Below are 22,912 nucleotides of genomic sequence, written 5' to 3'. Positions count from 1 at the left end.
TGACCGTCCCGACCGCGAGAATCGCCGTTCCGGTCGAGAGTCACCGGTGTGGCGGCGACTGTCGACCGGAAAGGCGACTGTCGGCGGTGCTGCGTAGAATTGCCGGGTGACCCTCCACGGCGTAATTGCCACACTTTCGCGCGCCTCCACGTTCGACCGAGCCCTCGCGTGCGCGGGCCGCGACGCCGACTTCTCGCTCACCGAAGGCCTCAGGGCTCCCGTGCTCGCCGCGCTCCTCGAACAGCGCGCCCGGCTCGGCAAGGCCCCGGCCCTGCTGGTCATCACCGCCACCGGGCGTGAGTCCGAATACCTGCACGACAACCTCGACTGCTTCACCGAAGACGCCGAGATCATCGGTTTCCCGGCCTGGGAGACGCTCCCGCACGAGCGGCTGAGCCCGAGTGCCGAGATCGTCGGCAAGCGGCTCTTCGCACTGCGGCGGATGCGCGAGTGGGAGGAGACCGACCCGGCCCTTCGCCGCCCGCTCATCGTGATCGCATCCGTGCGCGCAGCCCTGCAGCCCGTCGCGGACAACCTCACCGACTTCGCGCCCATCGTGCTCACGGCCGGCGCCCGCGGCAACGACCTGGGCGCGCTCGCCGTGCAGCTCGTCGAACTCGCGTACACCCGCGTCGACATGGTGACCCGCCGCGGCGAGTTCGCCGTGCGCGGCGGCATCCTCGACGTGTTCCCCTCGATCGCCCCGCATCCGTCCCGCGTCGAGTTCTTCGGCGACGAGGTCGAACAGATCCGCGCCTTCTCCGTCGCCGACCAGCGCTCCCTGCCAGAACCGGTCGCCTCGGTGAGTCTGCCGCCGAGCCGCGAGCTGCTGCTGAGCCCCGCCGTGCGGCAGCGCGCCCGCGAGATGCAGCACGAGTTCCCCAGCCTCGCCGGCCTCCTCGCGAAGATCGCGGAGGGTATCCCTGTCGAGGGCATGGAGAGCCTCGCGCCCGCCCTCGTCGACCGGCTCGTGCCGATCACGCACTACCTCCCCGCCGAAGCCGCCGTCGCCGTGGTCTCGCCCGAACGTGTCGCCAGCAGGGCGATCAGCCTCGCCGAGACGAACCGCGAGTTCCTCGGGGCGGCCTGGAGCGCAGCGACCGCGGGTGCAGACGCCCCGATCGACCTCGAGTCCGGCGACTTCCTCACCCTCGGCCGGCTGCGCGACTCGGTCACGCACACCGCTCCCGGCGCGCCGGCCTCCGCGCACGTCTGGTGGACTTTCAGTTCCTTCCAGGCCGCCCCGACGGATGCCCCGGTCCTGCCAGAGCACCGCGAAATCGACGACCTCCTCACCCTCAGGGTCGAGGGCGAGGCGGTCCCCAGTTTCCAGGGCAGCGTCGAGGGCGCCATCGGGCACCTCAGCAGCCGGATGAAGGACGGCTGGACCGTCGGCGTGCTCGCCCAGGGTGCCGGGCTCGTCGAACGAGCCGCCGCGGTGCTCGCCGAGCACGAACTCCCCGCCCGGATCGTGACCGAATGGCCGTCAGAGCCGGAACCCGGCATCGCCTACCTGCTGAAGGCATCCGTCGACCACGGTTTCGAGCTCGCCGAGACGAAGCTCACCCTCGTCAGCGAGTCCGAGTTCTACGGACGCACGGTCGGCTATGACGCCCGCCAGGTGAAGAAGCTCGCGAGCCGGCGCAAGAACGTCGTCGACCCGCTGCAGCTCAAGGCCGGCGACCACGTCGTGCACCAGACCCACGGCATCGGCCGGTTCGTGGAACTGACCCAGCGCGAGGTGTCGAGCGGCGGCCGCAACCCGGTCAAGACCAAGCGCGAGTACCTCGTGCTCGAGTACGCACCGTCCAAGCGCGGGCACCCCGGCGACAAGCTCTTCGTGCCCACCGACCAGCTCGACCTCGTCAGCCGGTACATCGGCGGTGAGGCGCCCGCGCTCAGCAAGATGGGCGGCAGCGACTGGTCGAGCGCGAAGTCGAAGGCCCGGCACGCGGTGCGGGACATCGCCGTCGAGCTCGTCAAGCTCTACTCGGCACGGATGGCGAGCAAGGGCCATGCCTTCGGGCCCGACACGCCCTGGCAGCGCGAGCTCGAGGAGGCGTTCCCGTTCGCGGAGACCCCCGACCAGCTCACGACGATCGACGAGGTCAAGGCCGACATGGAACGGCCCATCCCGATGGACCGGCTCCTCTCCGGCGACGTCGGCTTCGGCAAGACCGAGGTCGCCGTGCGCGCAGCATTCAAGGCGATCCAGGACGGCAAGCAGGTCGCGATCCTGGTGCCGACGACCCTGCTGGTGCGCCAACACATGGAGACCTTCCAGGAGCGATTCGCCGGGTTCCCCGTGCACATCCGCGCCCTGAGCCGGTTCCAGACCGAGAAGGAATCCCGGGAGACCGTCGCCGGCATCCTCGACGGCACGGTCGACCTGGTGATCGGCACCCACCGGCTCCTGACCGGGTCGATCATCTTCAAGGACCTCGGCCTCGTCATCATCGATGAGGAGCAGCGGTTCGGCGTCGAGCACAAGGACGCCCTCAAGAAGCTCAAGACCAACGTCGACATCCTCGCCATGAGCGCGACGCCGATCCCGCGCACCCTCGAGATGGCGGTCACGGGCATCCGCGAGATGTCGACCCTCGCGACCCCGCCGGAGGACCGGCACCCGATCCTCACGTTCGTCGGGCCGTACTCCGACCGGCAGGTCGCCGCGGCCATCCGGCGCGAGCTGCTCCGCGAAGGCCAGATCTTCGTCGTGCACAACCGGGTGTCGAGCATCAACAGGATCGCCGCTCACATCGCCGAACTCGTACCGGAGGCCCGGATCGCCGTCGCACACGGGCAGCTGCCCGAGGCGCAGCTCGAACAGGTCGTCGTCGACTTCTGGGAGCGCAAGTTCGACGTGCTCGTCTCGACGACGATCATCGAGACCGGCCTCGACATCGCCAACGCGAACACCATCATCATCGACAGGGCGGACAAGTTCGGGCTGAGCCAGCTGCACCAGCTGCGCGGCCGGGTCGGCCGCGGCCGGGAGCGCGCGTACGCATACTTCCTCTACGACGAGAACAAGCCGCTCACCGAGATCGCCCACGACCGGCTCTCCACGATCGCCGCGAACAACGAGCTCGGCGCCGGCATGCAGGTCGCCCTGAAAGACCTCGAGATCCGCGGGGCAGGCAACCTGCTCGGCGGCGAACAGGCCGGGCACATCGCCGGGGTCGGTTTCGACCTCTACCTGCGGATGATCGGCGAGGCGGTGAGCGCCTTCCGCGGCGACGTCGCAGAGGGCCAGACCGAGCTCCGGCTCGAGCTGCCCGTCGACGCGCACATCCCCGAGGACTACGTCGACAGCGAGCGCCTCCGCCTCGAGGCCTACCAGAAGCTCTCCGCGGCGAGCTCGCCGACCGCGGCCAGGGACCAGATCGACCTCGTGCTCGAGGAACTCACCGACCGCTACGGCGAACCCCCGCAACCGGTGCAGAACCTGATCCTGGTCTCCCGGCTGCGCTGGCTCTCCCAGCAGGCCGGCCTGAGCGAGGTCGTCGCGATGGGCTCCAACCTGCGGGTCGCCTCTGCCGACCTCGCCGACTCGATGCAGGTACGCCTGAAGCGGATGTACCCCGGCTCGCGGTACACCGTCGCAACCGGGGCCATCATGGTGCCGATGCCGCGGATCAACGACGAACCGCTCGGCGACGCCGCCCTGATCGCCTGGGCCGGCTCCCTGCTCGCCGCGATCTTCCCCCGTCCCATCGAGGAGCCCGTTGCGCCGGGCGCCGCACCCAAGGCTGCACCGACGACCACGCAGAACCCCAACCCCAGGAGGAAGTCGTGACCGACGCCAACCCGATCGACGCCCCGATCGACCCGCGGACCGATACCCCGATCGACGTCCTCGTCCGGACGGTCGCGCGGCTGCGCGCTCCCGGCGGCTGCCCCTGGGACATGGAGCAGACCCACGCCTCCCTCGTGCCCTACCTGCTCGAGGAAAGCCACGAGCTGGTCGAGGCGATCGAGGCCGGTGGCCGCGAGGAACTCCTCGAGGAACTCGGCGACGTGCTCTACCAGGTCCTCTTCCATGCCGACCTCGCCGCGCACACCGCCGGCGAGGACTTCGACCTGCAGGATGTCGCCGCGAGCCTCACCCGGAAACTCGAGGGCCGGCATCCGCACGTCTTCGGAGACCTCGACCTCGCGACCGCGGACGACGTCGCCGCGGCCTGGGACGGTTTCAAGGCCACCGAGAAGCCCGGCCGCACGAGCGTACTCGACGGCATCCCGCAAGGCATGCCCGCTCTCGCCCTCGCTGACAAGGTGCTCGGGCGCGCCCAGAAGATCGGGCTGCTCGATGCGGACGGCGCCGACTTCCCGCTCCCGCTCGAGAGCGAGGACGAGCTCGGCCCCCTGCTGCTCGCGATCGTCTCCGCGGCGAAGGCTCGCGGCCTCGACTCCGAACGCGCCCTGCGCACCGCCGTGCGCGGGCTCCAGGACGAGATCCGTGCCGCTGAGCTCGACAGCGCGGGGCTCGACGGTGCGGGGTTCGACAGCGCGGGGTTCGACGGTGCAGCGGATGCCGCGACCGACTTCTCGGATGCCGGCATCATCGGCCTCCCCGCCGACAACGACTGACCGCCACTGGGCCGGGCCGCCCGGCCCGACCTGAGACAATGGATTCCATGGCAACACAGGTGACCCCGCCGCGCGGCATGCGCGACTTCCTCCCCGCTGAGAAGGCCGGTCGCGAGCACGCGCTCGGCGTGATCCGGCGCAGTTTCGCCGCGCACGGCTTCGACGAGATCGAGACCCCGGTCATGGAAGACTCCGCCCGGCTGCACTCCGGCCTCGGCGGCGACAACGAGAAGCTCGGCTTCGCGGTGCTCAAGCGCGGCCTCGCCCCTGCCGACGCCCTCGCCGCCGCGGAGTCCGGCGACCTGCTCGGCCTCGCCGACCTCGGCCTCCGCTTCGACCTCACCGTCCCGCTCGCCCGGTTCTACGCGACGCACCGCGCCGCCCTGCCCACGGTGTTCCGGGCGATCCAGATCGCCCCGGTCTGGCGGGCCGAACGCCCGCAGAAGGGCCGGTACCGCCAGTTCGTGCAGTGCGACATCGACATCATCGGCGAGGCGGGCCCGCTCGCCGAGATCGAACTCATCACGGCGACGATGGCCGCCCTCGACGCCCTCGGCCTCACCGGCTGCTCGGTGCGCATCAACGACCGCCGCATCCTCACCGCCCTGCTCGCGTACTGGCAGGTCCCTGCGGATCTGTTCGAGCGGGCCCTGATCACGATCGACAAGCTCGACAAGATCGGCGTCGACGGCGTCGTCACCGAACTCGACGGCCTCGGCATCCCCACCGACGGCATCGCGGAGACCCTCCGCTCGATAGCCTCGGCCGGCTGGGACCTGCTCGGCTCGGCCGGCGAGCCCGATGCGTCCGCAGCACCCGCCTGGCTCGACCCGGTCGCCTACGCCGACCTGCTCGCCCTCCGCGACGCGCTCCCCGGCGCCGACCTCGTCTTCGACCCGACGCTCGTGCGCGGCATGGGCTACTACACCGGAACGATCTTCGAGATCGCGCACCCCGATCTCGGTTACTCGCTCGGCGGCGGCGGCCGGTACGACGGCATGATCGGCCGATTCCTCGGCGTCGACGTTCCCGCCTGCGGCTTCTCGATCGGCTTCGAACGCATCGTCGACCTGCTCGGCGGCACCGGCGCATCCGCCGAGAACGCCGTTGTGCTCATCCACGAGAAGGACGCGGCTCCCGGCCGCCTCGTCGCCCTGAAGACCGCACTCGTCGCCGAGGGCCTGCGGGTGCGGCTCGAACACCGCACCAAGAACCTCAAGGCCCTGCTCGGTCGCGCTGCCGAGGCGGGCTATGGGCGGTACGCCTTCGTCACCGATGAAACAGCGGACGCCGCCGCGCTCGACTTCCGCCCGCTCGCGGGCTGATTCCCGCGCTCGGAGCCTCCGTCGCTAGACTGTTACATGATTGGAACACAGTGTCGTCTTCCTGCACGTTCCCCCCATACCAACACCCCACCCATTAGGAAATAACAGGAAACAGGAGATAGCTGTGGCTCTCATTGAGGCAGTAGTAGCGCGCGAGATTCTCGACTCCAGAGGCAACCCGACCGTCGAGGTCGAGGTATTGCTTGATGACGGCTCCGTAAGCCGTGCCGCCGTTCCGTCGGGCGCATCCACCGGTGCGTTCGAAGCTTATGAACTTCACGACGGCGACAAGTCGCGTTACCTCGGCAAGGGCGTCCTCAAGGCCGTCGACGCCGTTATCGACGAGCTCGGCCCGGCAGTCGAGGACCTCGACGCCACCGACCAGCGCATCGTCGACGCCGTACTTATCGAAACCGACGGCACCGAGAACAAGCACCGCGTCGGCGCCAACGCCATCCTCGGCGTGAGCCTGGCCGTCGCCAAGGCCGCAGCCACCTCGGCCGGCCTGCCCCTGTTCCGCTACCTCGGTGGCCCGAACGCGCACACCCTTCCGGTCCCGATGATGAACATCATCAACGGTGGCTCGCACGCCGACAACGACGTGGACATCCAGGAATTCATGGTTGTCCCGCTCGGTGCCGAGTCCTTCGCCGAGGGCCTCCGCTGGGGCACCGAGACGTACCACGCCCTGAAGGCCCTGCTCAAGTCGAAGGGCCTCTCCACCGGCCTCGGCGACGAGGGTGGATTCGCTCCGAACCTCCCGAGCAACCGTGCGGCACTCGACCTCATCGTCGAAGCCATCACCAACGCCGGCTACACGCCCGGCAAGGACATCGGCCTGGCACTCGACTGCGCCGCGTCCGAGTTCTACAAGGACGGCGTCTACCACTTCGAGGGCAAGGAACTTTCTGCCCAGGAGCTGTCCGCGTACTACGTCGACCTCGTCAAGTCCTACCCGCTCGTGTCGATCGAAGACCCGCTCGAGGAAGACGACTGGGATGGCTACGTGCACCTCACCGCCGAAATCGGCGGCCTCGTGCAGATCGTCGGAGACGACCTGTTCGTGACCAACCCGGAGCGTCTTGCCAAGGGCCTGGCCCTCGGCACGGCCAACTCGATCCTCGTCAAGGTCAACCAGATCGGTACCCTCACCGAGACGCTCGACGCCGTTGCCCTCGCGCAGCGCGCCGGCTACACGACCGTCATCTCGCACCGCTCCGGTGAGACCGAAGACACCTTCATCGCCGACCTCGCGGTCGCGACGGATGCCGGCCAGATCAAGACCGGAGCGCCTGCCCGCTCCGAGCGCGTTGCCAAGTACAATCAGCTGCTGAGGATCGAAGAAGAGCTGGGCGAGGCCGCCGTGTACGCGGGCCGCTCTGCCTTCCCCCGTTTCAAGGCCTAGTTTCGACTGAAGCTCTCGAAGCGCGGGGTGAATCCCGCGCTTCGAGAGCTCTGTTTTTTATCCGGTGAGAACCGGCGAGGATCCGGCGAAAGGAGTTGCCATGGCCGCGAAACGCACTGAACGGCAGCCCGTCGCGCTCGGCCTCGACGAGACCCCGATGAGTGGCTGGCTTCGCGGCCTGCGCCTGTCCGGGTTCTCGCTCATGATGATGGGCATCCTCATCCTCGCGGTCGTCGTGCTCGCCCCCGGCCTCCGCACCTACGGTGAGCAGCAGCAGGAAATCAGCCGGCTCACCGCCGACGTGTCTGCCCAGCAGACCACCGTCGACCAGCTCAAGACCGAGCGGGAGCGCTGGAACGACCGCACCTACGTCACGACCCAGGCCCGCGCCCGGCTGTCCTATGTGCTGCCGGGCGACGTGAGCTTCCTCGTTATCAACGACCTGCCGCTGCCGGCCGCCGCTGCCGCCGCGCCCGCCGCGACCACGGCCATCCAGAACACCGACATCGATTGGGTATCGTCCATGTTCGCTTCCGTCATGACCGCCGGCCTCGCCCCCCAGGCCACCCAGTGACCCGGCCGCCGTTCGCGCCCGTCACCGCCGACGACCTGAAGATCGTCAGCGCACAGCTCGGCCGCCCGGCCCGCGACGCCGTCGGCATCGCGGCGCGCTGCGTGTGCGGTGCTCCCACCGTCGTCGCCACCGCACCCCGGCTGAGCGACGGCACGCCGTTCCCCACTCTCTACTACCTGACCCACCCGGCCGCGACCGCTGCGCTCTCCTTCCTCGAGGCGACCCAGGTGATGAACGAGTTCAACCAGCTGCTCGCCGACGATGAGGCCGTCCACGACCAGTACCGCCGCGCCCACGCGGGATTCCTCGCCGATCGCGCCATGCTCGGCGACGTACCCGAGATCGCCGGCATCTCCTCGGGCGGCATGCCCGACCGGGTCAAGTGTCTGCACGCCCTCGCCGCACACTCGCTCGCCGCAGGCCCGGGCGTCAACCCGATCGGTGACCTCGCGCTCGCGCGGGCAGCCTGGACCCCGGCCGTCTGCGAGTGCCTCGACTATTCCGCGGCGGACGCGTGACCCGTTCCCTGCTGCAGCGGCGCCTCGGCGCCGCGCTCGCGGTGGCGCTGACCATTGTTCTGGGAGGCGCCTCCGTCGTCGGCGACGCGGCACCCGCGCACGCCGACCAGGTGCGCGACCTCGAGTACTGGCTCAACGATTACGGTTTCACGCAGGCCTGGGCGACGACCAAGGGCGCCGGCGTGACGGTCGCCGTGATCGACACCGGGGTGAGCACGAGCGTCCCCGAACTCGCCGGCGCCGTCGTCGGTGGCACGGATGTCTCGGGCCTGGGCTCGAGTAACGGCCAGACCCCCGTGGGGGACGGCAGCGAGCACGGCACCCTGGTCGCCTCCCTGATGGCTGGCCGCGGTTCCGCGGACGGGACAGGAGTCATCGGCGTGGCACCCGAGGCGTCCATTCTCGCGGTGTCGGTCGCGTTCGGGAGCAGCGGCGCAAAGCTCAGCAACGACGACCAGATCGCGGCAGGCATCCGCTGGGCCGTCGACCACGGCGCCGACGTGATCAACATGTCGCTGACCCGGAACACCCTGGACTGGCCGTCGAGCTGGGACGACGCCTTCCTGTACGCGTTCCAGCATGACGTCGTCGTCGTGGCCGCGGCCGGAAACCGGGGGAGCGGCACCACGGAGGTCGGCGCCCCGGCGACGATCCCCGGCGTGCTCACCGTCGGGGGCGTCGATCGCAACAAGACCGCGAGCTTCGACGCCTCCTCACAGGGCATCACGATCGCCGTCGCCGCCCCGAGCGAACAACTCGTCGGCGTGGTGCCGAACGGCGGGTACGTGCAGTGGAGCGGCACGAGCGCCTCCGCCCCGATCGTCTCCGGCCTCGTCGCCCTCGTGCGCGCCGCCTACCCGAAGCTCAACGCCGCCGAGGTGATGAACCGGGTGATCGCGACCGCCAACCCGAACGGCCACGTCGTCCCCAGCCCCGTCTACGGCAACGGCCTGATCGACGCGGCCGCCGCGGTCACCGCGTCCGTGGCGCCCTCGACGTCTCCGACGCCGACGGCCCTGCTCCAGGACTGGATTCACCTGCATCGGCGCATCGACACCGTCCCGACAGCCGCGCCGACGGCCGCACCCGTTGCCCGCGCCGTGCCGAGCAGCGACCCGCCGCTGCCGACCGACACCGCCGCGAGTCCCTGGCTGCCGACCGAGCTGACCCTGACCTATATCACCGTTCCGCTTCTCGTTCTGTTGGGGTTTGCTATCCTAGTAACGCTGTTCGGCATAGGTGCTCTTCGGCGGCTCAAGCGAAATCGATCGAATCGGTAAGTTTTCGCATATTCCATCATGTAGGAGGACCCTTATCGTGCCAAAAATTCTCATTGTCGGTGGCGGCTACGCGGGCTTCTACACCGCCTGGAAGCTTGAGAAGTGGCTGCGAAAAGGCGAGGCCGAGGTCACCATGGTCGACCCCCTCCCGTACATGACCTACCAGCCCTTCCTCCCCGAGGTTGCCGCCGGCTCGATCGAAGCCCGCCACGCCGTGGTCGCGCACCGTCGCCACCTCTCGAAGACGAACGTCGTCACCGCGAAGGTCACCCACATCGACCACGCGTCGAAGACCGCGACGATCACCCCGCCGGTCGGCGAGCCGTATGAGTTCAACTACGACATCGTCGTCGTCACCGCAGGAGCCGTCTCGCGCACCTTCCCGATCCCCGGGGTCGCCGACCAGGCGCTCGGACTCAAGACCATCGAGGAAGCCGTCGCCATCCGCGACACCGTGCTCACCAACTTCGACAAGGCCTCCCTGCTCCCCGCCGGACCCGAGCGCGACCGCCTGCTCACCTTCGTCGTCATCGGCGGCGGCTTCGCCGGCATCGAGGTCTTCGCCGAACTGCGCTCGTTCGCGACCTCGCTGCTCAAGTCCTACCCGCAGATCGGGTTCGACGACATCCAGTTCCACCTCGTCGAGGCGATGGGCCGGATCATGCCAGAGGTGTCCGTGCCGACGAGCCTCTGGGTCATCGACAACCTCGACAAGCGCGGTGCGAAGATCCACCTCAACACCCAGCTGACGAGCGCCGTCGACGGTGTCGTCGAGCTCTCCACCGGCGAGAAGTTCGAGACCGACCTGATCGTCTGGACTGCTGGCGTGATGGCGAACCCCGGCATCGTGCGTCACACCGACCTCCCCATCGAGGAGCGCGGCCGCCTGCAGGTGCGCCCCGACCTCCGCGTCGGCACCGCAGACGAGATCATCGAAGACGCCTGGGGCGCCGGCGACATCACCGCCGTCCCCGACCTCAGTGGCGGGGGAGTGGGCGGCTTCTGCGTTCCCAACGCCCAGCACGCCGTGCGTCAGGGCAAGCTCATGGCCAAGAACATCGTCGCCATCCTCCGCGGCGAGGGCCCCAAGGACTACATCCACAAGAACCTGGGCGCCGTCGCCGGTCTCGGTGTCGGACAGGGTGTCTTCCAGTCCGGCAAACTGGCCATCAAGGGCCCGCTGGCCTGGATCGCGCACCGCGGCTACCACGGCCTCGCCATGCCGAGCTGGGAGCGCAAGCTGCGCGTCGTCTGGGGCTGGGCGAACAACTTCTTCCTCGGTCGCGACATCGTGTCCCTCGCCGCCGTCGAGACCCCGCGCGCCGTGTTCGTCGAGTTCGCCTCCCGCCCGAAGCCCGCCGCGGGTGCCGCGGCGCCGGCGAAGGCCGCATCCGCTGCGGTCACGCCCCCGGCACCGGTCACCGTGCCGGCAGCGGCTGCCGCGGCAGCCCCCGCCGCCAAGGTCACGGCGCCCCGCGCGCCGCGCAAGACGCCGGTCAAGGCTCCCGCCGCCGCACCGGCGATCGTGGCAGCGGATGCCGCGACCGAGGCGACCACGCCCGTCAAGTAAGCGGCTGCTCCGGCAGCACCTACGCTTGAAGCGTCGGAGTCTGTTCGGACTGAGTTCGCTCAGCCCGGATGTACTCGGACGCGCCCCCGTAGCCCAATGGCAGAGGCAGACGACTTAAAATCGTCACAGTCTGGGTTCGAGTCCCAGCGGGGGCACCATCATCCGGCACCGAACTTCCTCGTAATTCCGCGGGAGTTGGGGCCTCAGGAGGGCCGTTTTGGGGCTCTTGACCACTCCGTGCCCACATTTTGCCCACACTTGAAAAAGTTCTGGCCTGATCCAGGGCCACGGCAACGCCGTCCAAATCGTCATCGAACAGGTCTGCGTAGACGTCCAGCGTCATCGCGGCCGAGGCATGGCCGAGCATCCGCTGCACCGCTTTGACGTTCGCGCCGGCCGAAACGGCCAGGCTCGCGGCGGTGTGCCGGAGGTCATGCAGCGTCAGCGTAGGGAAGGCCGGGTCGGCCTGCTTGGCCCGGCGCAGCGCGTACACGAACCAGCCGTCCCTGGTCGAGGGCCGACGCTCGTGGGTGGCCCCGGTTCCGAAGAGGATCTGGTCAGAGTCCTTTCCCGCGACGAGGGTCCCGAGGGACCCGGCGAGGAAGGCTGGGAAGGGCACCGTGCGCGCCTCGTGCGATTTGGGCGTGCCCACGATGATCTTGCCGCCGACCTTCACCGCGTTCTCCCGAACCGAGAACCGCCTTCGGACCAGATCGATATCCCGTACCCGGAGCCCGGTGGCCTCGCCCCAGCGCAGGCCCGTGTATGCGAGGGTGAGCACGAGGACATCGTGGTGTGTCGCCGACCGCGCCAGTAGATCAACCTGTTCATGGGAGAGATACCGGTGCGGTTTGGTCAGCTTGCGCGGGAGGTTCACCCCGCGTGCCACGTTGCTCAGGATGCGTCGGTCTTTGACCGCACTATCGAGGATGGACGCCAGGACGCCGTAGACGCGGACGACAGTCGTCGCCCCGCGGGGCCCTGGCTTCGTGTGGGTCGTCTTTGCGGTGCCGGCGCTGAGCTGGGAGATCCAGGTTTGCACGTCAGTGTGGCGGATTTGGCCGATGGGCGTCGTGCCCCAGCGGGGTGCCACGTAGAGGCGCCAGGCGATTTCGACCGGTTCCAGAGCTGACGGTTTCAAGTGCGTTTGTGACGCCAACCAGGCGGTGCCGAGGTCGCCGATGGTGACCTTCGAGGCGGACTCGTCGACGTACTCGCCGCGACTCTTGGAGATTTCGATAGAGGCGAGGAACAGCTCGGCCTCTCGCTTCGTGCGGAAGCCCCGTTTGTCAGTCTGGGAATGATCAGGCTTCCGATACCTGACCCGATATCGCTTGCCGAGACGTGTGTCGTAGGGAGTGATGGTGCCCATGGTCCACCTCGATGTCTATGTCGATTGGGATGTAGAGGATCGCGAATCTGTTCGCGCGTTGGTGTGGCCTAAGCATGCTGGTGAGGTCTGACGTTCGGTCGAACGGGCCCGAGACCTTGACGGGGTCACGTAGCCCACCCGTCGAGTGACCAGCCGGCTGAGGCTAGGTAGGTGGTCAATTGCGCGATGCGGCGGGTCGTGTCGTCCAGGCGCTGCTGGGTGGTGTCCCAGGACGCGACGGTCTCGTCCTTGCTGGGTAGCGTGTTCAGCGAAGTCTCGACCTGCAAGTTGCTCGCGAGTCGGTTGCGCTCGCGAATAAGCGCGTCCAGTTCGCGCATCGCTAGCAACTGAGCGCGTTCGGAGCGTTCGTCGGTGGTGGTCCAGCGGTAGGCGCCGTCGGTCTCGCCGGAGATCCAGGCGTCGAATTCGACGACGGTCATTCCCTCGAAGGCGTCGCCCAGGTTCGGCAAATCCAGCGTGCTGGTGGGGCGACCGACTGGCGCGAGCAGGAACAGCGGTGAGACACCGAGGGCCTTGGCGATGTTGAGCAGTTGGCTGACGGACGGGTCGGATTTCCGGCCGGCTTCGATGTTCTGCAGAACCGCTTCAGTCACGTTGCCGCCCGGGATCTTGTCGGCGAGTTCCTTCGTGGTGCGGATGCCGCGATGCTTCCGCACGGCCTGGATCCGGGTGCCGATGCTCGTCTCAGTCCGAAAATCTGTCATGCGGACAAGATACTACGCAAAGCCTTGTCAAATGTCGGAAGTCATCATATTGTGACTTCAACATTGGAACAGCCGAAAGGTTGTCATCGAGACAGGATGATCATGGACGACGAATTTATCCTCCCGGCCGCCGTCGGTGAGATCACCGGCTTGAAGACCGGTGCTCTGGCCCAGCTGCGCTACATGGGACGCGGTCCCCGGTTCTATAAGCCCACTCCGCGCACGGTGCTCTACAAGCGGTCCGAGGTGATGGCGTGGATCGAAGCTAGCGCCGCCAGCCGAGACGCCGAAGCCCAGCCGTGATGGGCCTGCCACGCCGCGACCGGTTCTGGTCGGAGGAGTGGGAAGGCCCCGGGTGGTCGCCCGGGGCCCTGATCGTCACCAGCAGAGGATGTGATCGATGCTCACGCTATCGGGCACCACTGACACCGCACCAGCTCATATCCGCGAAGCGCGGTGAGGGAACCGTGGGCCTGTTTGCGGCGAAGAACGCCATTCTGGTTGCCGCCCGGCTGCACCTGGGCCATACGGCGACCGTGCTGCTCCTGCACATGGCGTTGGAATGCTGGGACAACGCCGAAAACCCAGAACGAACGCCCCCGCGTCGCTACTTTGCGGGCCGGGAAGCCTCCGCGATCGCCCTCGGGTTTCTGGCTCCGGACAACGCGAGTGAAGCCGCGCACCGGGCCGTGAAACGCGCTGTCAAGGAACTCGTCGATACCGGTGCCATCACCCGGGTCCGGTCGGCGCACAAGGGCACCACCGCCGAATTCGAACTCAACTTGGCCAGTTCGAGACCACTGTCGTGGACGACGCGGCCTGTGGATAACTTCCGTGGCTTGGGCCGTAAGGGGACTAATTATTCGTCCCTCCTGGGGACCAAAAATTCGTCCCTGAAGGGGACCAAAAAGTTGTCTCAAAGGGGACCAGAAAATGACCCCCCTAACAGTAAGGAACAGGAATGAACAACAACGGAGCAGTACGCGCGCGCGAAACCAGCCTGTGGATAACTCTCCGAAGGGCCTCGGCTGAGTCGCGACACCGCAGTTCCGCACCGCCCGGGATCCACTCGACGGACCCGCAACCGCTGACAGGGAGAACACCATGACCGACACCGTCACCGTGTACAGCAAGCCCGGCTGCGTGCAATGCGCCGCCACCCTCCGCAAGCTCACCCAGCACGGCATCGAGTACACCCTCATCGACGTGACGCAAGATCCGGTCGCGCTCGAGTACGTCACCGGCCTCGGCCACGTCCAAGCGCCCGTCGTCGAGACGCCTGGCGCGAGCTGGAGCGGCTACCGGCCCGACCTGATCAACGCCCTCAGAACGCGCCTCGACGTCGCACACGGCCAAATCGCGGCCACCCCGCTACACCCCGAGTAACCCGCGCACCGCCAATCGAGAAGGAGCACATCATGTCCACACGCACCGTTACCGGCAACCTGGCCGCCGACCCGGAGGTCGTCCCGGCTGGATCGATCCTGATCACGAAGTTCCGGGTGATCGAGAACACCGGCGAGTACCGTTCCGGCGCCTGGCACGCGCACGAGGCGGCGACGACGCACTTCGTCGAGGCCCGGTTCGAACTCGGCGAGAACGTCGCCGCGACCCTGCACCGGGGCGATCCGGTCGTGGTCGTCGGCCGTGAACACACCGAGATCTGGGGCGGTCCCGAAGCCCGGCGCTCCGGCCGTGTGCTGCAGGCCGACGTCGTAGGACCCGATCTGAATCGTGCCGTCGCCCAGGTCCGCCGTACCCGCACACCCGACACCGACGAGTAATGACGCTCAAGAGGACCTGCTGGTGGGCGGGCGGTGCAGTCCGCCCGCCCCAATCTGTGAGGAGATTCTGATGGACATAAGCGCCGAGAGCGCCCAACTGATCAGCGCCGAACAACTCCGCCGGGCCGCCCGCGAGCTCGCGCACAGCACCCGCACCGTTGAGCATCCGGGCGACTCCTACGAGCTCCTCGGACGCCTGATGAACGCCCAATGCCTGCTGGGGCAAGTGTTCGAGCAACTCGCCACCTGGCACGCCCGCACCCAGGATGGTATCCAATATGACGGTGAAGACGGTCGCGGTGCCGGACAGGTCGCCGGCGTCATCCGGGCCGAGCTCGCCCTCCGGGACGCCGCAGACCTCGCCGACAAGGCCGACAACGCCCTGATGCTGGCGCTGACTGCGAACGGCGTCATCCGCTGGTACGACTACTCCTAGAACCGTCACGGAGGCATCCAAAGCGGATCTGCAGGGTGATTGCGCTGCACGAATCCCGGGTCGGAATCGGCGGTCTGGGAGGTCGGTTTTTGGGGCTGCCTATTCGTTTGGGTATTCGTTTGGGTATTCGTTGAGAGCGAATACCCAAACGAATAGGTATGGGGCCTCTTTCCCTGTCCCACCGCGACCCCCTCGCTGCGCTCGCTTCCCAACCCCCCACACCCAACGGCTTTGTGTGGGGGGTTGGGAAGTAAAGGGGTAGTGGTGGGACAGGGAAAGAGGAAGAAGTGTATGAGAGAGATAGGTAAGAGAAAAAACAAAAAACAAAAAACAAAACTAAGTACAAAAAACAAGAACAAGGAACAAGGAAAACAGGACGAGCTAGGTCAGAAAATCAGGCGTTTCAGAGCGGACGGAGATTGCGACGATGGTGCAGTGGACAGACCGTGACGAGGCAATGGTCAACTGGCTACTGGTCGTGCGACTGGCAGAAATGGATGCAATCCGCTGGGCCCTCGGGGCACTGTCCGGGTCCGGGGTTCCCGTGGGCACTGAAGGCACAGCAGTGTTGCGCCCCGGGTTTAATGGAGGTTCTTGATCCCTTGGAAGGTTGAGAATCATGACTCCACATCGGAAATATCCGGACGAGTTGCAAGAGCGAGCGATCCGGTTGGTCCTGGATTCCCGTGACGAGCCGGGCGGACGTCGAGGCACGTGCGCCCGGGTGAGCCAGCAGTTGGGCATCTCGTCGGAGACGTTGCGGAAGTGGGTCGCCCAGGTCGAGATCGACGAGGGCACCCGCCCGGGCGTGCCGACCGACGCCACGGCCCGGCTGGCCCAGCTCGAGCGGGAGAACAAAGAGTTGCGGCGGGCGAACGCGATCTGGCGGAGCGCGTCGGCTTTCTTGGCGGCGGAGCTCGACCGCCCCGAGATCAGGTAGTTATGTTCATCGACGAGAAGAAGAGCGAGTTCGGGGTCGAGCCGATATGTGGGAGTTGCAGGTCGCCCCGTCCAGCTACTACGCGGCAACGTCCCGGCCGCCATCGAAACGGTCCGTGTCCGATGAAGTGACCGCCGCCCGGATCCACGCCGTCCATAAGGACAACTACGGGGTCTACGGGGCCCGGAAGGTGCACGCGCAACTCCACCGCGACGGGCACCCGGTGGCCCGCTGCACCGTCGAACGCCTGATGCGCCGCGAGGGCCTGCGCGGGGTGCGACGCTCGAAAGGCCCCCGGACTACGATTCCCGGGCCCCTCGCGGAGCGCCCCGAGGACCTCGTCAAACGGCACTTCACCGCGCCGGCACCGGCATGCCTCTGGGTGGCGGACATCACCTACATCCGCACGGCTGGGTCTACGCCGAGTTCGTGCTCGACGTGTTCTCCCGCCGGGTGGTTGGCTGGCAACTGTCGACCTCCCTCCACACAGACCTCGCCCTCGACGCCCTTGAGATGGGTTTCTGGACCCGCCGCCGCGCCGGCCGGGACCTGTCCCAGCTCGTGCATCACTCCGACCGCGGCGTCCAATACCGGGCGATTCGCTACACCGAACGCCTTGCCGACCGCGAGGCCGTGGCCTCGGTCGAGTCCAAGGGCGAGAGTTACGACAACGCGATGGCCGAAGCCTTCAACTCGCTTTTCAAAGCAGAGCTGATCCGGAACCTCGGGCCCTGGCAGAGCATCGACGTCCTCGAGTTCGCCGTCGCCGAGTACATCGACTGGTTCAACAACCGCCGACTCCACGGCGAGATCGGCCTGATCCCGCCCGTCGAAGCTGAGACAAACTTCTACTCACACCCGGACATCACACCGATGAAACGGGCCCAATAGAGCCTCTACAAAACCCGGGGCTTGCCACAGTGGGTCGTCCGGCTCGAGGGCGCGGGACTGGTGGAGCCGGCCCGGCCGACGTACCGGGACTCCTCAATCGTGTGACCAACGTGCGAAGGTTAGAGCCAGTCGGCGTCGTGCTGACTCGTGACTACACTCGCACCGAATTCGCTGGCGAGGAGCTGGTAGCCGGCCACCGTCGAGTCTGACCCCGACCCGGGCACTGCACCGAGGGGACGGCCTAGCTCGACCGCGTACTCGGCCGCAGTGAGAGCATCGGATGAAACGCTTGCTTCGACGACGATGGTCTTCGACGACACGGCGGCCATCAGCTGGCCGCGCCGAGCGAACTGCCACCAAATCGGCGTCGCCCCCGGTGGCACCTCACTGATGACGGCACCGCTCTCTGCGACGTCGTCGAGGAGTGCGCCGCGGTCAGAGGGGAAGCGGGTGTTGACGCGGCCGGCGAGTACGGCGATCGGGTGCCCGCCGGACGCGACGGCCGAGGCCAGGGCGGCGTGGTCGATGCCGCGGGCAGCACCGGACACGATCGCATACCCGCGGGCCCCGAGCCCGGACGCTAAGTCAATCGCCATGTGACGCCCGTACCCGGTCGAGTCGTGATCCCCGGTCACCAGAACGCTCCGCATCGAGAGCACCGCAGGGTCGCCGCGCACCCACAGAATCAGTGGCGACGCCAGACGTAGGTCCTCGAGCTGGACCGGCCAGTCAGGGTGGGACGGGGTGAGCACGTGGTACCCGGACTCGGCGCTGGCTCGGATGCTCTCAACGGCCGCCGCACGGTCAAAGCACGCCCGGAGCTGCGCGCGGAGCCCGGAAATGCCGAAACCCACCACCGCACTGCTGGGCCCGTCCACGAGTAGCTCCAGGGCTGGCTCGGCCCCGATTGCAGCGACGAGGGCGCCGACGCGGGGGTCTCCGGGTTCGGCCAGGGCAGCCCAGATAATCCGGGCGGCTGTGTCCCGGGTTAGGGAAGTGCTGGTTGTGGTGCTGAGTGTTTCGACAACGCTGGTGTACGTCATGATCTCGCTCCCTCTGGTCAACCGACAATTTTGTTTGCCTTCCGGCGAGAGAATCGATAGCGAGCGAGAGAGCCGGAGTGCCCAGAATTTCGGGCGAAATAAGGGAGCTTGCGACCGCGCCCGAAAATCTGGGAACGCAGGATCGAAGCGAGCTACGATCGGCAGCCGAAAGGTCAACAAAACAAGAAAAACCCGGCCGCGCAGCGGCTCCGATCAAGTCGTCCGGGCGGCCGTGGCCGCTTCTAAGGGAGTCGTCTGGCGCGCATTCGCTCCCTCTTCTCAAGGGTTCAGCAATCGAAAGGGCGCGACGAAAAGCAACTCAACGGCGTAGCAAATCACTCGCCCCGTCGGCGCGAAGCCGTTGACTTATATATCGAAACATTTTGTTGGCCACTCGGGACTCATCGTGCAATAATCTGCGTATGGATGCAGATAAGCAGATTTGTGGCCGCGAACCCGACAGCCAGTTCGTGGAGCTCGCGGTCGAAGTATTCGGCATGCTGGCTGACGCCACCCGCGTGCGGATAATTCTTGGTCTGCGCAACGGTGAGCTGTCCGTGAATCAACTGGCGGATGCTGTCGACAAGTCGCCGGCAGCCGTATCTCAACACCTGGCCAAACTCCGCCTGGCGCGGATGGTCACCACTCGCCACGAGGGGACCCGAGTGTTCTACAGGCTAGAAAACGAGCACGCGAGTCAGCTCGTGTCGGATGCTATCTTCCAAGCGGAACACACCCTGGGAGGCACCCCTCGTCATCATCACACCCGGGACGAGGCCAGCGCATGAATACCCCGCACCTGCATCCACATGAGGATGATCGTCCGCGTGACGCCCAAGCCCAATCCCACGAGCACGAGCATGACCATGACCATGACCATGACCATGACCACGACCACGACCATGACCACGACCACGACCACGACCACGACCACGAGCATCCGACCGGGTTCACAGGGTTCTTATACGGGCTTTTCGTGCCTCACAGCCACGATGCCGCAGACTCGATCGATGACGCATTGGAGGCAAGTACCCAGGGAATTCGAGCGGTCAAAATCAGCCTGTTCATCCTCCTCGGCACGACCATACTGCAGTTCGCGGTTGTACTCGCGAGCGGTTCAGTGGCGCTGCTTGCCGACACGATTCACAACTTCTCTGACGCCTTAACCGCAATACCTTTATGGATCGCGTTCATCCTCGGACGGCGCATTGCGTCCCATCGCTACACGTACGGTTATGGGAGGGCCGAGGATCTCGCTGGCCTCTTCATCGTCGGCGTGGTTGCCCTTTCGGCCGTCGTAGCTGCGTGGCAGTCGATCGACCGCCTCTTCCACCCCCAGCCCCTGCACAACCTGTGGTGGGTGTTGGCCGCCGGCCTGATCGGCTTCGCCGGCAATGAGATCGTTGCTGTGTACCGCATACGCGTGGGACAGCAGATCGGGTCTGCGGCCCTTGTCGCCGACGGCGTGCACGCTCGGATCGACGGGTTCACTTCCCTTGCCGTGGTTGTTGGTGCGCTCGGGGTGATGCTGGGTTTCCCGCTCGCCGATCCAATCGTCGGGCTGGTAATTTCCGCGGCGATTATCGTTTTGCTCTGGGGGACAGTGCGAAGCATTGGACGCCGCATCATGGACGGTATTGAACCGGAACTCGTGGACCGAGCCCGTTCGGCACTAACCAGCACTCCCGGCGTTTTGGACGTTTCGACAGTCCGGCTGAGATGGGTGGGGCACCGCCTTCACGGCGAGGGGTGCATCGTGGTCGCCGATACGTCCTTGTCCGTGGCGGAACGCGTTGCCGACGCCGCCCAACACCGCCTGAAGCGAACGATGGCGAATGTAGATCATTTTGCGATCCAAACGGTCACTGCGGGATCGCGGCCTGTGGAGAGGTAGGGCACGAGTATCTCACCTGGATTGACCCACGACTACCGCGTCAATGCTGGATGTCGTTGATCCGGCGGTAGAGCGTGGAGCGGGACATGCCGAGACTACGGGCCACCTGTGAGGGGTGTTCGCCGGATTCGATGAGTTGGAGAGCGGTCCGGATTTGTTGTTCGGTGAAGGTCGCCCTGCGGACGACGCGGCGCGTGCCAGAAGGACGTCGTTTGAAGACGCTGTCTCGGATGCGTGCCCGTGCGACCTCGAATTCCATACCAGCGAGAGCTGTCAGGACTGTGAGGACAGCGGTCGCGTCGAGGGTGCTGGCTTTGTCTGGGGCTCGGTGATGTCGAGAACTCGGAATCCGGCCCCGCTCGCCCGCAGCCTCTCCGCAATCGTCAGGAGGTCGGGAGTGGATCGACCTAGGCGGCTCAAGGTGGTGATGATAAGGGTGTCTCGCTTCTGGAGGGCGCCGATGGCGTGGTCCAACTGGGACTGCTCCGTGCGAAAACCACGGTCGACATACAGGTCCTCTACACGAACGCCCACAGCGACGAGGGTACGTTCCTGATGGTCGACCTTCTGGTCTCGCGGTATTACTCGGGCGTACCCGATCAATGTGCCCACGATCGTCGCTCCGCTAACCGCCGTTGAGGGTTTCGCGGCGCTGTCGATATTCGTTTTCGTCGATCTCACCGCGGGCGTAACGTTCATCCAGGATTGTTCGAGCCGAGCTGTGTCCGGCCGTCTTGCCCTGCTCGGGGCGATCTCCACGGAAGAGACGGTAGACGACGAAAGCCAAGGCGACGATGCCCCCGATTGCGAATATCCACGCAAAGATCATCCACGGTCCTGTCCAGCCCATTCCGCCGTATCCCATCATGGTGTGCTCACTTTCTCGTGACGTTTAATCGTGGATTTGGTGTTCACTGGCGGCGCCGCACGTCAGAACAACTTGCCCGGTCCGTCCAGGCCTCCGGTGCAGGGGGAGCCGGGTTCTGGAGCAGTTGCGGCGCCCCGGTACTTGGCGATGAATGCCGCGAGTCGGGGATCGGCCGGGTCGCTGATGTCGAGCTGCGTGCCCCATGCCGATGCGACGATCGACGACGGGAGACCGGCGAATGGAGACAGGATCGCGTATGTCGATGGGATCTCTTTGCGCAGAGCTGCGAGCTGATCACCCCTCACTTTTGAAGCGTCGTAGGTGACCCACACGGCGCCGTGCTCGAGCGAGTGCACTGCGTTTTCGTTGGGGACGTTGTCGGAATACACGCCACAGTTCAGGAGCGTGACGGAGTGGTCTCCGCCCACCGGTGGCAGCGGATTGTATTTCACCGTGCCGGTGACGTGCTGGGAGGTCTGGTTCGGGAAGGTTTGTACGCCGTCAACGGATGTCGGTGCTGCCGCGTTCTTGGGGGCGCCGCTGGTTGTGACGACGAGGACGATGACGAGCACGACGATCCCTGTAGCGGACCAGGCTGCGGCGATTCCGATCTTTCGGTTCCGTTTCGCTTTTGATTGTTCGCGCTTGAGGGTGGCGACTTTTTCTGCCCGGCGCACGGCTCGTTGCTGTTTGACTGTTGCGGGCGCGGATTCGCGACCTCCGCCAGCTGAGTGGTCGTCCGAGTGTGGGGGTGTTTCACGAGCCATGTCAGCGGTCCTTCGGTTCAGGTGAAATATACCCGACGGTGACCTGTAACGACTTGAGTTCGGCTCGGGCGGCCTGAATGTCCGCCTGGACGTCCGTCGCCGGCTTAGAGCAGCACCCGGCGTCACCCGGGGCGGTTCGGCTGCGCAGCATGGGGCGCATGCAGAACCGCCAGGTCAGAGCCGCGGCAACGACGGTCGCGACCAGGGAGATCAGAATGGGGATCACGCGGTCGGTCCGGTACCGGGGTGGCGATCATCGAATGCCGCGGCCTGTGGACGAAGGGCGGCCACTTCGGCGCGCAGGCGGGCGAGTTCTTGTTCTTCGGGACCGTCGACGGTTTTACCGTGGCCGCGTCCGCGCATCATGAACCACATCATCAGGCCCATTCCGACGGGGCAGATAAGGGCGGGGAGGATATAGAGGAATTGCTGCATGTCAGGATCCTTCTGGTTGTGTTGATTCGGTGGTTTCGAGCATGGTGGTGAATTTTCGCCGGAGGGCGCGGGTAGATAGGCGCCCGTGCGCGATCAGCCGGCCGTTGGCGACGAGCCCGGGGGTGAAGGCCAGGCGCTGTTCACGGGCGATCGCACGACCGGTGTCGCTGTTCACGTCGACCTCGTCGATCTGGAGGGGGAATTCGGCGGACAGTTCGGCCAGCACTCGTTTTCCCGCGATACAGGAGGGGCAGTCGCTTTGAGTGAGCAGGGTCAGGGCGATCATGAGGTGGTATCGGTCTTCAGGTCGAGGAGGAGTTGGTCGACGGGCACGAACATGGTGTATTTCGGAGCCCCGCCGTAGTCGGCGCGCCACTTGATGGTGCCGTCGGGGCCGACGAGGATGAAGCTGTGTCCATCGGTGCTGGTGCCCATCATGCCGAATTCGTTGGCGTGGTACTTTTTCGAAGTGACCAGGTCGGGGTCGGACAG

25 protein-coding genes, 1 tRNA gene, 2 pseudogenes and 1 other annotated feature are annotated in these 22,912 nt (G+C 66.4%); of the genes and pseudogenes, 17 read left to right on the top strand and 11 right to left on the bottom strand.

The window, feature by feature from the left end:
• Positions 1-106: 106 nt before the first annotated feature.
• The 9 genes from mfd to QN357_RS04720 all read left to right on the top strand — a co-directional run bounded on the left by mfd (position 107) and on the right by QN357_RS04720 (position 11,423).
• Positions 107-3,799: a transcription-repair coupling factor gene (gene mfd / locus QN357_RS04760; RefSeq protein ID WP_322140701.1), complete on the top strand. Its 3,693-nt coding sequence runs from the start codon at positions 107-109 to the stop codon at positions 3,797-3,799.
• Positions 3,796-4,593 (top strand): MazG family protein, encoded by a 798-nt coding sequence (locus QN357_RS04755; RefSeq protein ID WP_322140702.1) that lies wholly within the window; start codon positions 3,796-3,798, stop codon positions 4,591-4,593. The genes mfd and QN357_RS04755 overlap by 4 nt, the downstream gene beginning before the upstream one ends.
• A 47-nt stretch (positions 4,594-4,640) precedes the next feature.
• Positions 4,641-5,918: a histidine--tRNA ligase gene (gene hisS, locus QN357_RS04750; RefSeq protein ID WP_322136231.1), complete on the top strand. Its 1,278-nt coding sequence runs from the start codon at positions 4,641-4,643 to the stop codon at positions 5,916-5,918.
• A 124-nt stretch (positions 5,919-6,042) separates the two neighbouring features.
• Positions 6,043-7,323: a phosphopyruvate hydratase gene (eno, locus tag QN357_RS04745; protein ID WP_134448268.1), complete on the top strand. Its 1,281-nt coding sequence runs from the start codon at positions 6,043-6,045 to the stop codon at positions 7,321-7,323.
• A gap of 100 nt (positions 7,324-7,423) precedes the next feature.
• The gene (locus QN357_RS04740) at positions 7,424-7,897 is read left to right on the top strand and encodes an FtsB family cell division protein (RefSeq protein WP_134448270.1); all 474 of its coding nucleotides are present in this window, start codon (positions 7,424-7,426) and stop codon (positions 7,895-7,897) included.
• Positions 7,894-8,415 carry a DUF501 domain-containing protein gene (locus QN357_RS04735; RefSeq protein WP_134448272.1) on the top strand — a complete coding sequence of 174 codons (522 nt, stop codon included), beginning with the start codon at positions 7,894-7,896 and terminating at the stop codon, positions 8,413-8,415. The genes QN357_RS04740 and QN357_RS04735 overlap by 4 nt, the downstream gene beginning before the upstream one ends.
• A complete protein-coding gene (locus QN357_RS04730) occupies positions 8,412-9,695 on the top strand; it encodes a S8 family peptidase (protein ID WP_241975209.1) in 1,284 nt (427 codons plus the stop codon). The genes QN357_RS04735 and QN357_RS04730 overlap by 4 nt, the downstream gene beginning before the upstream one ends.
• Positions 9,696-9,732: 37 nt before the next feature.
• Positions 9,733-11,265 carry an NAD(P)/FAD-dependent oxidoreductase gene (locus QN357_RS04725; RefSeq protein ID WP_322140703.1) on the top strand — a complete coding sequence of 511 codons (1,533 nt, stop codon included), beginning with the start codon at positions 9,733-9,735 and terminating at the stop codon, positions 11,263-11,265.
• An 82-nt stretch (positions 11,266-11,347) separates the two neighbouring features.
• A tRNA-Leu gene (locus QN357_RS04720) sits at positions 11,348-11,423 on the top strand.
• A 167-nt stretch (positions 11,424-11,590) separates the two neighbouring features.
• On the opposite strand, the pseudogene QN357_RS04715 reads toward QN357_RS04720, so the two are convergent.
• Together QN357_RS04715 and QN357_RS04710 are read right to left on the bottom strand one after the other, a co-directional pair.
• Positions 11,591-12,637 (bottom strand): annotated as a pseudogene (locus QN357_RS04715) (tyrosine-type recombinase/integrase); the annotation flags it as partial.
• A 125-nt stretch (positions 12,638-12,762) separates the two neighbouring features.
• The gene (locus tag QN357_RS04710) at positions 12,763-13,362 is read right to left on the bottom strand and encodes a helix-turn-helix transcriptional regulator (protein WP_323504616.1); all 600 of its coding nucleotides are present in this window, start codon (positions 13,360-13,362) and stop codon (positions 12,763-12,765) included.
• Between the two features lie 102 nt (positions 13,363-13,464).
• Here QN357_RS04710 and QN357_RS04705 point away from each other — a divergent pair, with 102 nt between their 5' ends.
• From QN357_RS04705 to QN357_RS04680, 6 genes and pseudogenes are all read left to right on the top strand, one after another.
• Positions 13,465-13,665, top strand: coding sequence for a hypothetical protein (locus QN357_RS04705; RefSeq protein ID WP_323504615.1), 201 nt, complete (start codon positions 13,465-13,467; stop codon positions 13,663-13,665).
• Positions 13,666-13,829: 164 nt separating this feature from the next.
• Positions 13,830-14,327: a hypothetical protein gene (locus QN357_RS04700; RefSeq protein WP_323504614.1), complete on the top strand. Its 498-nt coding sequence runs from the start codon at positions 13,830-13,832 to the stop codon at positions 14,325-14,327.
• A 139-nt stretch (positions 14,328-14,466) separates the two neighbouring features.
• Positions 14,467-14,748 carry a glutaredoxin-like protein NrdH gene (gene nrdH / locus QN357_RS04695; protein WP_323504613.1) on the top strand — a complete coding sequence of 94 codons (282 nt, stop codon included), beginning with the start codon at positions 14,467-14,469 and terminating at the stop codon, positions 14,746-14,748.
• A 32-nt stretch (positions 14,749-14,780) separates the two neighbouring features.
• Positions 14,781-15,146 carry a single-stranded DNA-binding protein gene (locus QN357_RS04690; protein ID WP_323504612.1) on the top strand — a complete coding sequence of 122 codons (366 nt, stop codon included), beginning with the start codon at positions 14,781-14,783 and terminating at the stop codon, positions 15,144-15,146.
• A 70-nt stretch (positions 15,147-15,216) separates the two neighbouring features.
• The gene (locus tag QN357_RS04685) at positions 15,217-15,582 is read left to right on the top strand and encodes a hypothetical protein (RefSeq protein WP_323504611.1); all 366 of its coding nucleotides are present in this window, start codon (positions 15,217-15,219) and stop codon (positions 15,580-15,582) included.
• 619 nt (positions 15,583-16,201) lie between these two features.
• Positions 16,202-17,413: pseudogene (locus tag QN357_RS04680) on the top strand (IS3 family transposase).
• Positions 16,480-16,592, top strand: a sequence feature (AL1L pseudoknot). Its footprint overlaps the pseudogene before it by 113 nt.
• Positions 17,414-17,532: 119 nt before the next feature.
• Here QN357_RS04680 and QN357_RS04675 read toward each other — a convergent pair.
• Positions 17,533-18,456 (bottom strand): DNA-processing protein DprA, encoded by a 924-nt coding sequence (locus QN357_RS04675; RefSeq protein ID WP_134558751.1) that lies wholly within the window; start codon positions 18,454-18,456, stop codon positions 17,533-17,535.
• A 422-nt stretch (positions 18,457-18,878) separates the two neighbouring features.
• Here QN357_RS04675 and QN357_RS04670 point away from each other — a divergent pair, with 422 nt between their 5' ends.
• Positions 18,879-19,244, top strand: coding sequence for an ArsR/SmtB family transcription factor (locus QN357_RS04670; protein ID WP_134558752.1), 366 nt, complete (start codon positions 18,879-18,881; stop codon positions 19,242-19,244).
• On the opposite strand, the gene QN357_RS04665 is transcribed toward QN357_RS04670, so the two are convergent.
• Positions 19,217-19,396 carry a hypothetical protein gene (locus QN357_RS04665; protein WP_323504610.1) on the bottom strand — a complete coding sequence of 60 codons (180 nt, stop codon included), beginning with the start codon at positions 19,394-19,396 and terminating at the stop codon, positions 19,217-19,219. The genes QN357_RS04670 and QN357_RS04665 overlap by 28 nt on opposite strands.
• 36 nt (positions 19,397-19,432) lie before the next feature.
• Here QN357_RS04665 and QN357_RS04660 point away from each other — a divergent pair, with 36 nt between their 5' ends.
• Entirely contained in the window at positions 19,433-20,350 is a 918-nt protein-coding gene (locus tag QN357_RS04660; RefSeq protein ID WP_166790631.1) for a cation diffusion facilitator family transporter, read from the top strand.
• 40 nt (positions 20,351-20,390) lie between these two features.
• On the opposite strand, the gene QN357_RS04655 is transcribed toward QN357_RS04660, so the two are convergent.
• The 7 genes from QN357_RS04655 to QN357_RS04625 all read right to left on the bottom strand — a co-directional run.
• Complete coding sequence (locus QN357_RS04655) at positions 20,391-20,609, bottom strand: helix-turn-helix domain-containing protein (protein WP_322136291.1); 219 nt, start codon at positions 20,607-20,609, stop codon at positions 20,391-20,393.
• A gap of 14 nt (positions 20,610-20,623) precedes the next feature.
• Positions 20,624-21,049, bottom strand: coding sequence for a recombinase family protein (locus QN357_RS04650; RefSeq protein WP_322136290.1), 426 nt, complete (start codon positions 21,047-21,049; stop codon positions 20,624-20,626).
• Positions 20,976-21,179, bottom strand: a complete 204-nt coding sequence (locus QN357_RS04645; protein ID WP_322136289.1) for an SHOCT domain-containing protein — start codon at positions 21,177-21,179, stop codon at positions 20,976-20,978. The genes QN357_RS04650 and QN357_RS04645 overlap by 74 nt, the downstream gene beginning before the upstream one ends.
• 101 nt (positions 21,180-21,280) lie before the next feature.
• A complete protein-coding gene (locus tag QN357_RS04640; protein ID WP_322136288.1) occupies positions 21,281-21,895 on the bottom strand; it encodes a DUF3105 domain-containing protein in 615 nt (204 codons plus the stop codon).
• A 312-nt stretch (positions 21,896-22,207) separates the two neighbouring features.
• Complete coding sequence (locus QN357_RS04635) at positions 22,208-22,420, bottom strand: hypothetical protein (protein WP_134558755.1); 213 nt, start codon at positions 22,418-22,420, stop codon at positions 22,208-22,210.
• Position 22,421: 1 nt separating this feature from the next.
• The gene (locus tag QN357_RS04630; protein WP_322136287.1) at positions 22,422-22,706 is read right to left on the bottom strand and encodes a hypothetical protein; all 285 of its coding nucleotides are present in this window, start codon (positions 22,704-22,706) and stop codon (positions 22,422-22,424) included.
• Positions 22,703-22,912, bottom strand: a 210-nt coding sequence (locus QN357_RS04625; RefSeq protein WP_323504609.1) for a hypothetical protein, incomplete at its 5' end; no start/stop codon positions are given. The genes QN357_RS04625 and QN357_RS04630, both read right to left, overlap by 4 nt.

Source organism: Cryobacterium sp. RTC2.1, assembly GCF_035018685.1.
Taxonomy (GTDB): Bacteria; Actinomycetota; Actinomycetes; order Actinomycetales; family Microbacteriaceae; genus Cryobacterium; species Cryobacterium glucosi.
The sequence above is the reverse complement of the archived record's forward strand: the minus strand, read 5'-3'. Positions and strand labels throughout refer to the sequence as shown.

Excerpts from the sequence above, each read along its gene's own strand:
- QN357_RS04645 (WP_322136289.1), bottom strand. The coding sequence starts at position 21,179 with ATGATCTTTGCGTGGATATTCGCAATCGGGGGCATCGTCGCCTTGGCT.
- QN357_RS04670 (WP_134558752.1), top strand. The coding sequence starts at position 18,879 with ATGGATGCAGATAAGCAGATTTGTGGCCGCGAACCCGACAGCCAGTTC.
- QN357_RS04710 (WP_323504616.1), bottom strand. The coding sequence starts at position 13,362 with ATGACAGATTTTCGGACTGAGACGAGCATCGGCACCCGGATCCAGGCC.
- QN357_RS04665 (WP_323504610.1), bottom strand. The coding sequence starts at position 19,396 with ATGCTCGTGGTCGTGGTCGTGGTCGTGGTCGTGGTCATGGTCGTGGTC.
- QN357_RS04740 (WP_134448270.1), top strand. The coding sequence starts at position 7,424 with ATGGCCGCGAAACGCACTGAACGGCAGCCCGTCGCGCTCGGCCTCGAC.
- QN357_RS04630 (WP_322136287.1), bottom strand. The coding sequence starts at position 22,706 with ATGATCGCCCTGACCCTGCTCACTCAAAGCGACTGCCCCTCCTGTATC.
- QN357_RS04690 (WP_323504612.1), top strand. The coding sequence starts at position 14,781 with ATGTCCACACGCACCGTTACCGGCAACCTGGCCGCCGACCCGGAGGTC.
- nrdH (WP_323504613.1), top strand. The coding sequence starts at position 14,467 with ATGACCGACACCGTCACCGTGTACAGCAAGCCCGGCTGCGTGCAATGC.
- hisS (WP_322136231.1), top strand. The coding sequence starts at position 4,641 with ATGGCAACACAGGTGACCCCGCCGCGCGGCATGCGCGACTTCCTCCCC.
- QN357_RS04685 (WP_323504611.1), top strand. The coding sequence starts at position 15,217 with ATGGACATAAGCGCCGAGAGCGCCCAACTGATCAGCGCCGAACAACTC.
- QN357_RS04675 (WP_134558751.1), bottom strand. The coding sequence starts at position 18,456 with ATGACGTACACCAGCGTTGTCGAAACACTCAGCACCACAACCAGCACT.
- QN357_RS04705 (WP_323504615.1), top strand. The coding sequence starts at position 13,465 with ATGGACGACGAATTTATCCTCCCGGCCGCCGTCGGTGAGATCACCGGC.
- QN357_RS04655 (WP_322136291.1), bottom strand. The coding sequence starts at position 20,609 with ATGGAATTCGAGGTCGCACGGGCACGCATCCGAGACAGCGTCTTCAAA.
- QN357_RS04650 (WP_322136290.1), bottom strand. The coding sequence starts at position 21,049 with ATGAACGTTACGCCCGCGGTGAGATCGACGAAAACGAATATCGACAGC.
- QN357_RS04635 (WP_134558755.1), bottom strand. The coding sequence starts at position 22,420 with ATGCAGCAATTCCTCTATATCCTCCCCGCCCTTATCTGCCCCGTCGGA.